Source organism: Parageobacillus thermoglucosidasius, assembly GCF_001295365.1.
In the GTDB taxonomy this organism is placed as follows: Bacteria; Bacillota; Bacilli; order Bacillales; family Anoxybacillaceae; genus Parageobacillus; species Parageobacillus thermoglucosidasius.
Window position 1 is genome coordinate 761,825 of sequence record NZ_CP012712.1, and the last position, 15,040, is coordinate 776,864.

The following is a 15,040-nucleotide window of genomic DNA, read 5'->3' on the forward strand; positions in this document are numbered from 1 at the left end:
TGTTCAACTAGCAAGTTAGGAGGGAAAACGATGACAAAAGGACGCGTTATTCAAGTTATGGGTCCGGTTGTAGACGTTAAGTTCGAAAACGGGCATCTTCCTGCGATCTACAACGCTTTGAAAATTCAACATAAAGCGCGCAATGAAAACGAAGTCGACATTGACTTGACATTGGAAGTAGCGCTTCATCTTGGCGACGATACGGTCCGTACGATTGCAATGGCCTCGACAGACGGTCTTATTCGCGGAATGGAAGTCATTGACACAGGTGCACCAATTTCTGTTCCGGTCGGAGAGATCACCCTTGGTCGCGTATTCAACGTGTTAGGGGAACCGATCGACCTGCAAGGGGAAATCCCGGCTGATGCGCGTCGCGACCCAATCCATCGCCCAGCGCCGAAATTTGAAGAGCTTGCAACAGAAGTGGAAATTTTGGAAACAGGAATTAAAGTCGTTGACTTGCTCGCTCCATATATTAAGGGTGGAAAAATCGGTCTGTTCGGCGGTGCAGGTGTAGGAAAAACGGTCTTAATCCAAGAGCTTATTCACAACATTGCGCAAGAACACGGTGGTATTTCCGTATTCGCTGGCGTTGGCGAACGCACTCGTGAAGGAAACGACTTGTACCATGAAATGAAAGATTCCGGCGTTATCAGCAAAACGGCGATGGTATTCGGGCAAATGAACGAGCCGCCTGGTGCACGGATGCGCGTAGCGTTGACAGGGTTGACGATGGCGGAATATTTCCGCGATGAGCAAGGGCAAGACGTGTTGCTCTTTATCGACAACATTTTCCGTTTCACGCAAGCTGGTTCAGAGGTTTCGGCGCTATTAGGCCGCATGCCTTCTGCTGTAGGTTATCAACCGACACTTGCGACAGAAATGGGGCAATTACAAGAACGGATTACTTCTACATCGACTGGTTCTATCACATCGATTCAAGCGATTTACGTACCAGCGGACGACTACACAGACCCAGCGCCGGCGACAACGTTCTCGCACTTGGACGCAACGACGAACTTGGAACGGAAACTGGCGGAAATGGGTATTTATCCGGCAGTGGATCCGCTCGCGTCCACATCTCGCGCACTTGCGCCTGAAATCGTCGGCGAAGAGCATTACCAAGTAGCGCGCAAAGTGCAACAAACGTTGCAACGTTATAGAGAATTGCAAGATATTATCGCAATTCTCGGTATGGATGAGCTATCCGATGAAGATAAACTCGTTGTTCATCGCGCTCGCCGCATTCAATTCTTCTTATCGCAAAACTTCCACGTCGCGGAGCAGTTTACAGGCCAACCTGGTTCTTACGTGCCGGTGAAAGAAACGGTGCGCGGCTTCAAAGAAATTTTGGAAGGAAAATATGACCATCTGCCAGAAGATGCTTTCCGCTTAGTAGGGCGCATTGAAGAAGTTGTGGAAAAAGCGAAGCAAATGGGCGTAGAAGTTTAATGGAGGGACATAGGAGGATTTGATGATGAAAACAATCAAAGTCAGTGTCGTTACTCCTGATGGCCCGGTGTATGAAGCGGACGTAGAAATGGTGAGCACGAAAGCGAAAAGCGGAGAGCTTGGCGTTTTGGCGGGACATATTCCGCTTGTTGCTCCGCTTGAAATCAGCGCAGTCCGCCTGAAACAAGGCGGAAAAACAGAATATATCGCAGTCAGCGGCGGATTTATGGAAGTCCGCCCTGACAAAGTGACGATTTTGGCGCAAGCGGCGGAAAGAGCGGAAGATATTGATGTCGCCCGTGCGCAAGCGGCAAAAGAACGCGCGGAACGCCGGCTGCAAAGCAAACAGGATGATATCGACTTTAAGCGCGCGGAATTGGCATTGAAACGCGCGATCAACCGCTTAAACGTGGCGAACATGAAATAAAAAGACGGGAGGATAAATGAAGTGACCCCTGTCAAGTAGACAGAAATAAAAAAGCACATTTAAGTAGCCTGAGTCCTATATTCATAAGGACTCAGGTTATTTAATTTCTTTTGAAAACGTTGATGGTTATAAAAACGAATATATTTGTGTACGGCATCCTTCACTTCTTCGGCCGTGCGGAATGAGTACAGATGAAAACACTCTGCCTTGAAATGGCTGAAGAAGTTTTCCATGCAGGCATTGTCCAAGCAGTTTCCTTTTCTGGACATACTGGCCTTTATATTGTATCTTTTTAGTAAGTTGTTGTATTGGCGGGATGTATACTGGAACCCCTGATCACTATGGAGGAGGAGTCCATTTACATTCCGTTTTTTTATGGCCTTTTTTAGCGTGTCGATGACCAGTTTGATGTCATTTCTTTCGCTGATATGATAAGCCACGATTTCATTATTGTATAGGTCTTTAATAGCGGACAAATAGAGCTTTTGCCCATGAAAAATTAAATAGGTAATATCTGTAACCCACTTCTCGTTTGGCTTTGACGCGTGGAAATCTCGGTTTAGATGATTGTCCGAAATCACATAAGGCTCTTTCTTTCCGTAATAAGGCCGTTTCTTCCGAATCACCGCCCGGATTCCCATCTCCCTCATCAGCCTTTGTACTCGTTTATGGTTGATATCCAGTTTGTGTTTCCGTTTCAGCCAAACTTTGACTCTCCGATACCCATAGATTCCTTTCACTTCTTCTTGGCACTCTTTGATTTTTTCCTTTAGCTGCTCGTCTTCTAATTGCTTCTGAGAAGGGCGTTCCTGTCGTTTTACCCACTTGTAATATCCGCTTCGAGATACGCCTGCTATCTCACATAATAGTTGAATCGAACCATAACACCCGACCATTTCTTGAATGATCGCGAACTTCTTGTGAGTTGGTACTGCTTCCATTCCCCCTTTCACCTCTTTAAGAGCTTTTTTAGCATCTCTACTTCCGCCTCAAGACGCTTGATTTTCGTTTCAGGATCTTCCGGACGAGTTCTCGGTCTTCCTTTATTTGGTCCTTTCGCTTTGCCCCGTTTTTCCTCCAGACCTTGTATTCCTTCCTGTTCATAGCGTTTCACCCATCGACGTACCATGGAATGACTAATACCCAATTCTTTCGCCACCGTTTCGTATCCCAAGCCCTCTTTTAAATATAAATCCACCGCTTTCTTTTTAAATTTTGCATCATATGTTTTTCGTATTTTTCCCATAGAAAAATCCCCTCCATAGTAGACAGATTAATTGGCTTTCTTTTTTCTGTCTACTATAAGGGGATCATATCAAAATGCTCCCGTCTTTTTTTTATCAAATGGAACCGAGAAGGCTCCCACTTCTATAAGTGGGAGATGAGGCGGCTTCAGTCTCGATTTCACTGGTTGCCACTATCGTTATAAGTAAAATTTGAGGTTCTGTCGACATTTCTGGATATAAATGTTATAATGGTGCCAAATATAATTCGGAATTATGAAATATTTCAAACAATAATAATATGATGTATTAAAGGGGGTGAACGTCGCGTTGCTGAACGTGTATGTCAATAACTATGTGATCGTTTTTGTGTTTTTATGCATCGGCGTTTTACTTCCCGTTGGCGCATTAGCGGTGGGGCGGTTTTTACGGCCGCACGTTCCGGACGAAGCAAAGCAAACTACTTATGAAAGCGGTAACAATCCGTTCCATGACTCGCGTGTTTCCTTTCAGGTTCATTACTACATGTTCGCGCTGTTATTTGTCATTTTTGATGTTGAAACAGTGTTTTTATATCCTTGGGCGGTCGCTTATGACAAACTAGGATGGTTTGCTTTCATCGAGATGTTTATTTTCATGTTTATGCTCGTTCTTGGGCTTGTCTATGCTTGGAAAAAGAAGGTGTTACGATGGATGTAAAATGGATGGATGTTCCTGAAGGGGAAATGGAAGAGATAAAGCGTAATGTGTTTTTGACGACGCTCGAGCAATTAAAAGCGTGGGCCCGCAGCAATTCCCTCTGGCCGCTGACATTCGGTCTTGCCTGTTGCGCTATCGAAATGATGGGAGTCGGCGGATCTCATTACGATTTGGACCGATTCGGCTCGTTTTTCCGCGCCTCGCCGCGCCAGTCTGATGTCATGATCGTCTCCGGCACGGTAACCAAAAAGATGGCACCTCTCTTACGCCGCTTATATGACCAAATGCCAGAACCGAAATGGGTGATTGCCATGGGGTCATGTGCTACCGCAGGCGGACCGTATGTGAAATCATACAGCGTTGTCAAAGGGGTGGACCAAATCGTGCCGGTGGATGTCTATATTCCTGGCTGCCCGCCGAATCCAGCCGCATTAATTTACGGGATTAATAAATTAAAAGAAAAAATCCGCTATGAAGCAAAGACGGGGAAGAAGGTGCCGTAATCAATGGACGAAGAAAAAGATGTGCAGCGGCGGAAAAAAGAAGCGGCGGGATGGGCGAAACAGCTGGCAAGGGAACGATTAGCGGCAAAGCAGGCCGCCGGACAAACTGAACAGCCGCTCGAAGAAACGAAAACGCAAAGTAAAGACGATTTAGCGCTTGCAAAGAAAAAAGCAGCAGAAGCAGCAAAGGCCAAGGCGGCAGAATTGCGGAAACAAAAAGAAGGAGCAGCCGGTGATAAAGCCGGCAAGACCGAAGACGGATTGGCGCTCGCAAAGAAAAAGGCGGCGGAAGAAGCGAAAGCGGCGGCGCTGGAAAAGCGAAAAGCGCCGCAAGCGGAAGGCGGAAACAAAGAAACTTCCGAAGAAGATATAGCGCTCGCGAAGAAAAAAGCGGCCGCAGCGGCAAAAGCAAAGGCCGCGGCTTTGGCGAAGAAAAAAGCGGCCGCAGCGGGCGAAGGAGCGGAAGATGATATTGCCAAACAAAAAGCGCTTGCGGCGGCGAAGGCAAAGGCGGCAGCTGCTGCAAAAGCAAAAGCGCTAGCAAAACAACAAGCAGGCGGCACTGCCGGAGAAAGTGAAGGTGATCTTGCGAAGGAGAAAGCAAAGGCGGCCGCGGCGGCAAAAGCGAAATCTGTGGGAAATCCGCTGGAAGAGGCTGAGAAAGAAGACGCCCCGTCGCCAAACCAGCCGCTTCTTGATAAATACGTCCGAATGATTCGTGAGCGTCTCGGCGGTGATGTGCTGGAAGAGGCCTATATTAACCGCCTTGCTAAAGATGTTCCGACATTGGTCGTGAAAAAGGATTCATATTACAAAGTGGCCGAGTTTCTGAAATATAACGAGCAGCTTCGCTTTGATTATTTGTCAGAACTGCACGGGACCGATTTTCAAACACATATGGAAGTATATGTGCACTTATATTCTTATCAAAACCGCCAACCGGTCGCGTTAAAGGTGAAAATTGACCGTGACAAGCCGGAGATTGCTTCGCTCGTTCCGCTTTGGCAAGGGGCGAATTGGCCGGAATGTGAAGCGTATGATCTGCTGGGCATCCGTTTTCAAGGGCATCCGAATTTAATCCGCATCTTTTTAGGGGAAAATTGGGTCGGACATCCGCTTCGCAAAGATTATGAGCCATACGACGTGGAGGTATAGCATATGCTTCGAACAGAGGAAATGATTTTAAACGTGGGCCCGCAGCATCCGAGCACACACGGAGTGTTTCGCCTTATTTTAAAGATAGACGGGGAAAAAATTCAAGAAGCGACGCCGGTGATCGGCTATCTCCACCGCGGAACGGAAAAATTGGCGGAAAGCTTGCAATATACGCAAATCATTCCATATACAGACCGGATGGATTATTTATCGGCAATGACCAACAATTATGTCATTTGCCATGCGGTGGAAACGATGATGGGCATCGAAGTTCCTGAACGGGCGGAATACTTGCGCGTTTTAGCGATGGAGCTTGGCAGGATCGCCAGCCATCTCGTCTGGTGGGGGACGTATTTGCTCGACCTTGGCGCGACAAGTCCGTTTCTTTATGCATTCCGCGAGCGGGAAATGATTATTAATCTTTTAAATGAATTGTCTGGGGCGCGTCTGACGTTCAACTATATGCGCATTGGCGGCGTGAAATGGGACGCTCCGGACGGATGGGTGGAAAAAGTGAAACGGTTTGTTCCGTATATGCGGGAAAAACTCGCTGGTTACCATGACCTTGTTACAGGCAACGAAATTTTCCTCCGCCGCGTCACCGGTGTTGGCAAATATACAAAAGAAGAAGCGATCAATTATTCGTTAAGCGGGGTGAATCTTCGCTGCACCGGCGTGAAATGGGATTTGCGGAAAGACGAACCGTACTCGATTTATGACCGCTTTGATTTCGATGTTCCGGTGCGCGAAGAAGGAGATTGCTTCGCCCGCTATGAATGCCGCTTGGCAGAAATCGAAGAATCATTGAAAATCATTGAACAAGCGTGTGAACAATTTCCAAAAAGCGGGGAAATTATGGGAAAAGTGCCGCGCATCATTAAAGCGCCGCCGGGGGAAACGTTCGTCCGCATTGAATCACCGCGCGGGGAAATCGGCTGTTATATCGCCAGCGATGGAAAGAAAGAGCCATACCGCATCAAGTTCCGTCGGCCTTCGTTTTACAATTTGCAAATACTCCCGAAGCTGCTGAAAGGGGAAAACATTGCGAACGTGATTGCGATTCTTGGCTCGATTGACATTGTGCTCGGGGAGGTCGATGGATGATGGAACGGCTGTTAAATTCAGCTCCAAGCTGGACGAATCTCGCCGTCTTTTTCGGGCTTGGTGCTGCCTTGCTGCTTGCCGTTCTCGCCTTTGTGACGTACGGCATTTTGGCGGAGAGGAAAGTGATGGGATTTATGCAAGGCCGTTACGGCCCGAACCAAGTCGGGGGACGCTGGGGGCTGTTGCAAACGGTCGCCGATGTGTTGAAGCTGCTCTTAAAAGAAGATACGATTCCGAAAGCCGCCGACCGGCCGCTGTTCATTTTAGCGCCGATTCTCGCATTTGCGCCAGCGTTTATGGTATTAGCAACATTGCCGTTTACCGACGCTTTTCAATTTGCTGATATTGGAGTCGGCTTGTTATATTATATCGCTGTATCGGGGCTGACGACGATCGGTGTCGTTACCGGCGGATGGGCGTCGAACAATAAATACGCGCTCATCGGCGGGATGCGCGCGGCGGCGCAAATGATTTCATACGAAATTCCGCTTATCATGTCTGTAATCGGCGTCGTGTTGCTGACAGGCAGCTTAAACTTAAACGATATAGTCGAAGCGCAAAAAAACGTATGGTATATTTTTATACAGCCGATCGCATTTATCGTGTTTTTTATCGCCGCTGTTGCCGAGTTAAACCGCACTCCGTTTGATTTGCCGGAAGCGGAATCGGAGCTTGTCGCCGGATTTCATGTGGAGTATTCCGGGTTCCGCTGGGCGTTCTTTATGCTGGCGGAATACGTTTATCTTTTTGCGATGGCGGCGCTTACGACGGTATTATTTTTAGGTGGATGGCACCCGGTGATGTTTTTGGATTTCATTCCGGGGGCCGTTTGGTTTGCCCTGAAATTCAGCGCCGTTGTTTTTGTGCTCATTTGGTTTCGCGTCACATTTCCGCGCTTGCGGGCCGACCAGCTCATGGAACTGGGATGGAAAGTATTGCTTCCGGTGGCGCTGGCAAACATTTTTATTACCGCGCTAGTCAAAAAACTGTTTTTTTAATGGAATGGGGTGGCGTGCATGATCGGTTTAGCCAAAGGCTTGGCGTATACCTTGAAAAACTTAGCCCGGGAAAAAGTAACGTACGACTATCCGAATGAACCGCTTCCGCTGCCGGATCGGTTTCGCGGCATTCAAAAATTTTATCCGGAAAAGTGCATTGTTTGCAACCAATGCGCCAACATTTGCCCGACCGACTGTATTCAATTGACGGGAAAAAAGCATCCTGATCCGGCGAAAAAAGGAAAGATCATCGATACGTACAGCATTAACTTTGAAATTTGCATTTTATGTGACCTTTGCACCGAAGTATGTCCGACGGAAGCGATCGTCATGACGAACAATTTTGAACTGGCGGAATATAGCCGCGATGATCTTTATAAAGATTTAGCGTGGCTCGATGAAAACGACACAAACATCCGAAAGGAGAATAAGCCGTGAGCGGAGAGTATCTCGCCTTTTTAACGCTCGCTCTTGCCGCGATCATCGGCGGCGTGTTGATGCTGAATTTGTCGAAAGTCGTTCACATGGTGACCGCGCTTGTGTTCACATTCATTAGCATCGCAGGGCTTTACGTGCTGTTATCGGCGGAGTTTGTCGCTGCTGTGCAAGTGCTTATTTACTCTGGCGCCATTACGATTATTATGCTATTTGGCATTATGTTGACACGCCATCGCGAGGAAGACAAAGAAAACACGACAACGGGGGGATTTTGGCGGAAAACGGCGACCGCCATCGCCGTCTTTGCTTTTGGCGCTGCTGTTTATCTCGGCGTTTACCAGCTTGATTTTGGCGAGAAAGCCGAGCGCCTTCATGAAAAAAACACGGAACAAATCGGAGTTGCGTTATATTCTCATTATATCATTCCGTTTGAGATTACAGCGGTGATTTTACTTGTGGCGCTTGTCGGCGCGATTATATTAGCGAAAAAGGACGACAGGGAGGCGCAGAAAAAATGAGTTCTGTTCCACTATCCGCGTATCTCGTGTTGGCGCTCATCCTGTTTTGCATCGGGCTGTACGGTGCGCTGACAAAGCGAAACATCGTCGTTGTGCTCATTTGCATTGAATTAATGCTGAATGCCGTTAATATTAATTTAGTTGCTTTTGCGAAATACGGGGCTCATCCCGGCATTGCCGGACAAGTTTTCGCCCTGTTTACCATCGCGGTTGCAGCTGCCGAAGCGGCGGTTGGGCTCGCGGTTTTAATAGCACTTTATCGCAACCGCAAAACCGTTCACATTGATGAAATCGATTCGATGAAACATTAGGAGCGGATAGGCAGGAAAACGAAAAGAGCTGCCGCAAGAAAAAGCTCTTCATAAAAAGGAGATTGTGATACGATGATGGAAATGGCTTGGATCGTGCCGCTTTTTCCACTACTTTCTTTTTTTATATTATTGCTCGCAGGGAAAAAAATGAAAGAGGCGAGCGCTTATGTCGGCATGCTGGCGACGTTCGTTTCTTTCCTTGCCGCCTGTGCTGTACTGGTTGACCGCATTGGCGCGTCGACTTACAAGGCAGAACAAGTATGGCTTACGGCCGGCCGCGCGAAATGGACCGTCGGCTTTGAAGTGACGGCGCTAAATGCGTGGATGCTTGTCGTCGTGTCTCTCGTCAGCTTTCTAGTACATATGTATGCTAAAGGATATATGCGCGGTGACGAGCGCTTCTCCGTTTTTTACGCGTATTTGGGGCTGTTCACTTTCGCGATGCTCGGCCTTGTCCTTTCGCCGAACTTATTGCAGACGTATATGTTTTGGGAACTCGTCGGTCTTGGCTCGTTTCTCTTAATCGGGTTTTATTTCTATAAAGAAGAAGCGAAAGCGGCTGCGAAAAAAGCGTTTATTATGACGCGCGTCGGCGATGTCGGCTTCTTTATCGGCATGATTCTATTATTCTCGCAAGTCGGCAGTTTCGAATATGAGGATATTTTCAAGGCGGTGCAAGACGGGACGCTTTCACCGGCGCTGGCGACGTTAACGGCGGTTCTCATTTTCATAGGAGCAGTCGGGAAATCCGGACAGTTTCCGCTCCATACGTGGCTTCCGGATGCGATGGCAGGCCCGACGCCGGTTTCGGCGCTTATTCACGCTGCGACGATGGTGGCCGCAGGGGTTTATTTAGTGGCTGCGCTGTTCCCGTTGTTTGAAGCGAGCGCAGTGGCAATGCGGACCGTCGCTGTTGTCGGAGGATTCACCGCCATTTTCGCTGCCTCCATCGCTCTTGTGCAAACCGATATAAAGCGTGTGCTTGCTTATTCAACGGTGAGCCAGCTCGGCTACATGATGCTTGCGCTCGGTTCGGGTAGCGATGTGGCGGCAATCTTCCATTTAACGACACACGCGTTTTTTAAAGCGCTCTTGTTTTTGGCGGCGGGAAGCGTCATCCATGCCGTCGGTACGCAGGACATTGAAAAAATGGGCGGGCTTTGGCGGAAAATGCCGCTTACCGCGGCGATGTTCTTGGTCGGAGCGTTGGCAATCAGCGGAGTTCCGTTCTTATCGGGATTTTTTAGCAAAGATGAAATTCTCGCCGCTGCTTGGACGCATGGATATGGCGGCTTATTCTGGATTGCGGTTGCTGCTTCGTTTTTCACCGCGTTTTACATGTTCCGTCTCTTTTTCCTCGTCTTTGGCGGCAAGGAGCGGCATGATGTGAAAGATGTCCATGAATCGCCGGCAGTCATGATGCTGCCGATGCTCGTTTTGGCTGTGCTTGCCGTTGTCTCCGGATACATTCATACCCCTTGGTTTGGGACATTTCTTGGTGATTGGCTGACAGATGGCGGTTACGCCCATGAAGCAACGCCCGTCTGGATCATGATTGTCGCAGCTATTGTCTCCATGCTCGGCATTTTCTTGGCATGGCTGATGTACGGGAAACGCTCGCTTGCGCGGGACTGGCTCAGTTCGCGTGTTCCGTTTATGTACAGCATGTTATGGAACAAATATTATATCGATGAGTTTTATGCATGGACAGTGGGCTGCGCGGTGAATGCCATCAGCCGGTTATGCTATTATGCGGACCGTTTTGTCATCGAGGGGATCGCCAGCTTGATCGCCGCGGCAGTTAACACGGCCGCATCGTTCGGGGCCCGCGTGCAAAACGGGCAAGTGCAGACGTACGGCGCAGTGGCATTTATCGGCCTTGCGCTTCTTGTCGTCATTCTCGCGTTCACAGGGGGGTACTTATAATGAATGGGCCGTATTTTCTCTCGCTTCTTGTTTTCTCCCCGTTGCTCGGCATTCTTTTGCTTGCGTTAACACCAAAGACGCAAGAGCGGACGATAAAATGGCTCGGCTTTTTATCGACGCTGCCATCGCTGATTTTATCGCTATTTGCCTTTTGCCAGTATTTGCGGGGCTACCGTCTCGAGCATTTAACGGAAAAGCGCGGCTGGGTCCGCTTCGCCGATTTTCCGTTTTTGACGGAGTCCACATTTGTGGTGCGATACGAGTTGAACATCGACGGCATTTCGCTCGTCATGATCGTGCTCACGTCACTGTTGGCGGCGCTTGCCGCGGTCGCTTCCATTCACATAAAAAAAGAATGGAAAGGTTATTTTATGTTGTTTCTCCTGTTAGAAATCGGCATGCTTGGCGTATTTGCGGCGGGAAATATGGTTTTGTTCTTTATCTTTTTGGAAATGACGCTCGTGGCGATGTTCTTTTTAATTGGAAAATGGGGCGGGTTTGAACGGGAACGCGCCGCGTACAGCTATTTGCTTTACAACGGGGTCGGGTCCGCGGTGTTGCTTATGGTCATTGCCATTTTATTCGCCCGCGCCGGGACATCGAATATGGAGCTGTTGAAAGAAATGCTCCATAACCCGGCGGTCAGGGCGCAGCTCATCGCGCCGATTTCAGACGATTTGCGCTTCTCGTTGTTTCTCGCTTTATTGATCGCGTTTGGGATTAAGCTGCCGATCGTTCCGTTTCACCGCTGGATTTTGCGCGTGCATGTCCAAGCGCCGCCAGCAATTGTCATGCTGCACTCCGGTGTATTGTTGAAAATCGGAGCATATGGTTTGATCCGGTTTGCCATCGGGCTATTTCCGGACCAATTTCGTGATTTCGCGTTCATAATCGCGATTTTAGGGGTTGTCAACTTATTGTATGGGGCGTTTTTAGCGTTCATCCAAAATGACTTTAAAATGGTGCTCGCATACTCGAGCGTTTCCCATATGGGAATTGTGCTGATCGGATTAGGGGCGCTCAATGAAGCGGGGATGCAAGGCGCAATTTTCCAGGCTGTTTCCCACGGGTTGATTTCGGCATTGCTGTTCCTGCTTGTCAGCATTTTGTTTGAACGAACCAATACGACGGAGATGGACCGTTTAGGAGGGCTGGCGAAAGCGATGCCGCTGACAGCGGGGAGCTTGTTGGCGGGGGCGCTGGCGTCGCTCGGCTTGCCGGGAATGTCTGGGTTTGTGAGCGAATTTACCGCGTTTTTCGGACTGTTTCAAACCGCGCCGGCCGTCGCGGCAGCTGGTACGCTCGGCATTATTATGACCGCAGTTTACTTGCTGCGCGCCGTTTTGAACATAACGTTTGGCACCTCCAAGAGCGGCGGCGCGCAAGCGTTCGATATGAGCCTGACAGAAGCCGTTCCGGTGTTCGTGCTGCTCGCGTTGATCATCATGATCGGGGTATATCCGCGTATTTTAGCAGAGCCATTGCAAGCGGCGATAAAAATGATGATGAATGGGTTAGGAGCGTGAGAGACATGAGCATGCAAACGTTAATGCAATATGAATGGAGCGTGATGACGCCGGAGTGGATCATTGCTGGAACGGCGCTCATTCTCTCGCTTGTCGACTTGTTGATGCCAGATGATAAAGACCGCCGTCCGCTTGCATGGATCGCCTTTGTCGGAGTGGCCATCGCTTTGATCGCGGTAATCGGGCTCATTCCCGCGAAGACAACGGCGATTTTGCACGATACGTTCCGCTTGGATGGGTTTGGCAAAGCCTTTAAGCTGCTTTTATTAGTAGGAGGAGCGCTTTCGCTGTTGCTTGCGTTTGATTACCGCCCGAAAGAAGGATTGAAGCACCGCGGCGAATTTTCCTATCTATTGCTCTGCGCGCTGCTCGGGGCGATGATCGTCACATCAAGCGGCGACTTCATCACTTTATTTGTCGGGCTAGAGTTATTATCGCTTTCCTCCTACATCTTGGCAGGGATGCGGAAAACATCGGTGCAGGCGAACGAAGCAGCGCTGAAATATGTCATTAACGGCGGCATTTCGACAGCGATTACGCTGTTTGGGATGAGCTATATTTTCGGATTGACAGGCACGACGAATATAAAAGAAATCGCTGTGGAAGTGCAGAAGCTGGCCGATGGCGGATACCAGTATATTTTGGCGCTCGCTTTCTTGCTGCTTTTGGTCGGTTTAGCGTTTAAAATTTCGGCCGTTCCGTTCCATATGTGGGCGCCGGACGTCTATCAAGGGGCGCCAACTCCGGTTACCGCATTTTTAAGCGTCGTTTCCAAAACGGCGGGCTTTGCGCTCATCTTGCGGCTGTTTATCACGATTTTTGCCGCAGCGCCGGCGCGTGGAAAAGATCCGGCATCGATGTTATTGTCGATGCAAGAGTATATCGCCTTTTTAGCCGGCGCGACGATGATCATCGGAAATATCGTTGCCTTAAAGCAGCGGAGCACAAAGCGGCTGCTGGCCTATTCCAGCATCGCCCACGCTGGGTACGTTCTTGTCGGGTTCGCCGCGATGTCATGGGTGATGCTCGATTCGATTTGGTTTTATTTGCTGGCATATTTGCTGATGAATCTTGGCATGTTTGCGGTATTGCAGCGAATGTCTGATGAAGCTGATGCTGACGATATCAGCCTTTTCGCCGGCCTTTATCAGCGCAGCCCGCTTCTTGCCGTCGCGATGGGAGTTTTCTTGCTTTCGCTTGCCGGCATTCCAGGTACGGCCGGGTTCATCGCCAAATGGAACATTTTCTTTGGAGCGCTTATGACGGAGCCGGGCCATTATGTGCTTGCGGCAGTGATGATCGCCACAACCGTTATATCATATGTGTACTATTTCGGCATTTTTATACAAATTTTTTTCCGTCCTGCCGCTGAGGCGTCATCGTTGAAACTGCCGATCGGATTGGCGCTCGTGGTCGCCGTTTGCGCGCTTGGAACGCTGCTGTTCGGCATTGTTCCAGAGCTGGCTTATCATTTTCTTGGACAATTTGAGCATTTTGGCGATTTCCTGCAATAACGTTACAATAAATAGGGGGAATTTCCCCCTCCTTCTTTTTATGAATGGATCGCAATGATCACCGCAAATCAAACAAAAGGAGTGAAAAACGATGATGCCCATGTTAGGCCAACAGGCGCTAGTCAGCATCATTGTCCATCTCGTGTTTATCGCGATAACGTGGTGGACGCTGCAAGGAGTGCGGCTCGAGGCGATATTAAGGCCAAACCGCGTATTTCAAGGCCGGCTGCTTTACATTTTATTAACGATCGTGATCGGTTCGACGGTCGCCAACTTTTTTCTCGACTATCTCTCATGGTCAAGGCAGCTTCCGTTTCTGTTTGGCGGCGAGTAATGCTATATTACTCGCTTTTTTTCATGTTTTTCGGAAAGCGTTTTCATCTTTTGTTTTTGTCGATTTTTTTTATGTATGTTCACTTCCGTTCTGGCAACAATAACAGTTAAGGGGAGGAAGTGAAACAAATATGAAAAAACAAGCGCATCCATTCATTTTTTTTATGGCGTTATTATTTATTATGATCATCGGGACGTGCCGGTATTCATCCGGGGAAGCGGCGGGGAACGAGTCGCTCCGGCCATTGCGAACGGCCGCGCACATTTTTCAAAACAATGGAATCGAGACGAAACAATGGACTGTTTACACAAGAGAGTATTCCCGGCAAATTCAAAATGATGCAGCCTTTTTCAAAAAGCTGGATGAACTGAAGAGGGAGAACCGCGCTTTTCGCTGGGCTTTGGAGGAAAACCACCATATGAAAAAAGCAACGGGCATATATAAACATCCCTTTTTTCAAGAAAAAATCCAACTGATCATGACCGCCACAAAAGATAAGCCCCAAACGTATATCCTCTATGAGGCCAAAGGACAACATTGGAGCGAAAAGAAATGGGAAGAAGCGGAGAAAGCGATAGAGAGAACATCAAAGCAATTATTTGTGAAACAGCCTACATTTTTCACTTGTATGAATGGGGAATTCAGTGGTAATATGAAAGGTGGTTTGTTCCATAATGCTTTACATCTTTTACGTGAATTTCAAGCAACTCCAGTCGAGTCATTACGGGAAGATTCACTCGTTTCCTTGTCTGCATATACTGAGCAGTGGGAAAACATTCTTCCAACCAACGATCATCCAATGAACATCCAACTTGCATTGCGAGAAAGATTGGGCGGGAAAACCTCTATCGTCGTAGGAACCCCAATCATTACGATTGAATATTAATATAGAGAAATTGGACGCGGAGGGGA

The 15,040-nt window shown here is 48.6% G+C and carries 17 protein-coding genes; 15 read left to right on the forward strand and 2 right to left on the reverse strand.

Translation table 11 applies throughout. From position 1 onward, the window contains the following. Positions 1-30 precede the first annotated feature (30 nt). Positions 31-1,452, forward strand: coding sequence for a F0F1 ATP synthase subunit beta (atpD, locus tag AOT13_RS03805; RefSeq protein WP_003253633.1), 1,422 nt, complete (start codon positions 31-33; stop codon positions 1,450-1,452). A 25-nt stretch (positions 1,453-1,477) separates the two neighbouring features. Further along, positions 1,478-1,879, forward strand: coding sequence for a F0F1 ATP synthase subunit epsilon (locus tag AOT13_RS03810; protein WP_003253631.1), 402 nt, complete (start codon positions 1,478-1,480; stop codon positions 1,877-1,879). 59 nt (positions 1,880-1,938) lie between these two features. Here AOT13_RS03810 and AOT13_RS03815 read toward each other — a convergent pair whose 3' ends face one another. Both AOT13_RS03815 and AOT13_RS03820 read right to left on the reverse strand, forming a co-directional pair. After that, complete coding sequence (locus AOT13_RS03815) at positions 1,939-2,820, reverse strand: IS3 family transposase (RefSeq protein WP_042384282.1); 882 nt, start codon at positions 2,818-2,820, stop codon at positions 1,939-1,941. A gap of 8 nt (positions 2,821-2,828) precedes the next feature. Continuing rightward, on the reverse strand, positions 2,829-3,125 hold the full coding sequence (locus tag AOT13_RS03820) for a transposase (protein WP_042384281.1): 297 nt from the start codon (positions 3,123-3,125) through the stop codon (positions 2,829-2,831). A gap of 307 nt (positions 3,126-3,432) precedes the next feature. Between AOT13_RS03820 and AOT13_RS03825 the strand changes: the two genes are divergently transcribed. The 13 genes from AOT13_RS03825 to AOT13_RS03885 all read left to right on the forward strand — a co-directional run bounded on the left by AOT13_RS03825 (position 3,433) and on the right by AOT13_RS03885 (position 15,014). Continuing rightward, positions 3,433-3,801 (forward strand): NADH-quinone oxidoreductase subunit A, encoded by a 369-nt coding sequence (locus AOT13_RS03825; protein WP_013401836.1) that lies wholly within the window; start codon positions 3,433-3,435, stop codon positions 3,799-3,801. Beyond that, positions 3,792-4,304 (forward strand): NuoB/complex I 20 kDa subunit family protein, encoded by a 513-nt coding sequence (locus AOT13_RS03830; protein ID WP_013401835.1) that lies wholly within the window; start codon positions 3,792-3,794, stop codon positions 4,302-4,304. Before AOT13_RS03825 ends, AOT13_RS03830 begins: the two co-directional genes overlap by 10 nt. A 3-nt stretch (positions 4,305-4,307) precedes the next feature. Then, the gene (locus AOT13_RS03835; protein WP_013401834.1) at positions 4,308-5,459 is read left to right on the forward strand and encodes an NADH-quinone oxidoreductase subunit C; all 1,152 of its coding nucleotides are present in this window, start codon (positions 4,308-4,310) and stop codon (positions 5,457-5,459) included. 3 nt (positions 5,460-5,462) lie between these two features. After that, positions 5,463-6,563 (forward strand): NADH-quinone oxidoreductase subunit D, encoded by a 1,101-nt coding sequence (locus tag AOT13_RS03840; RefSeq protein ID WP_013401833.1) that lies wholly within the window; start codon positions 5,463-5,465, stop codon positions 6,561-6,563. After that, the gene (gene nuoH, locus AOT13_RS03845) at positions 6,560-7,561 is read left to right on the forward strand and encodes an NADH-quinone oxidoreductase subunit NuoH (protein ID WP_003253621.1); all 1,002 of its coding nucleotides are present in this window, start codon (positions 6,560-6,562) and stop codon (positions 7,559-7,561) included. Before AOT13_RS03840 ends, nuoH begins: the two co-directional genes overlap by 4 nt. An 18-nt stretch (positions 7,562-7,579) precedes the next feature. Then, on the forward strand, positions 7,580-7,999 hold the full coding sequence (gene nuoI, locus AOT13_RS03850; protein ID WP_013401832.1) for an NADH-quinone oxidoreductase subunit NuoI: 420 nt from the start codon (positions 7,580-7,582) through the stop codon (positions 7,997-7,999). After that, positions 7,996-8,517, forward strand: a complete 522-nt coding sequence (locus AOT13_RS03855; protein ID WP_013401831.1) for an NADH-quinone oxidoreductase subunit J — start codon at positions 7,996-7,998, stop codon at positions 8,515-8,517. The genes nuoI and AOT13_RS03855 overlap by 4 nt, the downstream gene beginning before the upstream one ends. Continuing rightward, positions 8,514-8,828 carry an NADH-quinone oxidoreductase subunit NuoK gene (gene nuoK / locus AOT13_RS03860; RefSeq protein ID WP_003253616.1) on the forward strand — a complete coding sequence of 105 codons (315 nt, stop codon included), beginning with the start codon at positions 8,514-8,516 and terminating at the stop codon, positions 8,826-8,828. The genes AOT13_RS03855 and nuoK overlap by 4 nt, the downstream gene beginning before the upstream one ends. Before the next feature lie 72 nt (positions 8,829-8,900). Continuing rightward, entirely contained in the window at positions 8,901-10,754 is a 1,854-nt protein-coding gene (gene nuoL, locus AOT13_RS03865; protein WP_013877662.1) for an NADH-quinone oxidoreductase subunit L, read from the forward strand. Further along, the gene (locus AOT13_RS03870; RefSeq protein WP_042384279.1) at positions 10,754-12,280 is read left to right on the forward strand and encodes an NADH-quinone oxidoreductase subunit M; all 1,527 of its coding nucleotides are present in this window, start codon (positions 10,754-10,756) and stop codon (positions 12,278-12,280) included. Before nuoL ends, AOT13_RS03870 begins: the two co-directional genes overlap by 1 nt. Before the next feature lie 5 nt (positions 12,281-12,285). Further along, the gene (gene nuoN, locus AOT13_RS03875) at positions 12,286-13,794 is read left to right on the forward strand and encodes an NADH-quinone oxidoreductase subunit NuoN (RefSeq protein ID WP_042384277.1); all 1,509 of its coding nucleotides are present in this window, start codon (positions 12,286-12,288) and stop codon (positions 13,792-13,794) included. A 91-nt stretch (positions 13,795-13,885) separates the two neighbouring features. Further along, positions 13,886-14,128: a DUF1146 family protein gene (locus AOT13_RS03880; RefSeq protein ID WP_003253609.1), complete on the forward strand. Its 243-nt coding sequence runs from the start codon at positions 13,886-13,888 to the stop codon at positions 14,126-14,128. A 181-nt stretch (positions 14,129-14,309) separates the two neighbouring features. Beyond that, complete coding sequence (locus tag AOT13_RS03885) at positions 14,310-15,014, forward strand: YwmB family TATA-box binding protein (protein ID WP_232511593.1); 705 nt, start codon at positions 14,310-14,312, stop codon at positions 15,012-15,014. The last annotated feature ends 26 nt before the right edge of the window (positions 15,015-15,040 follow it).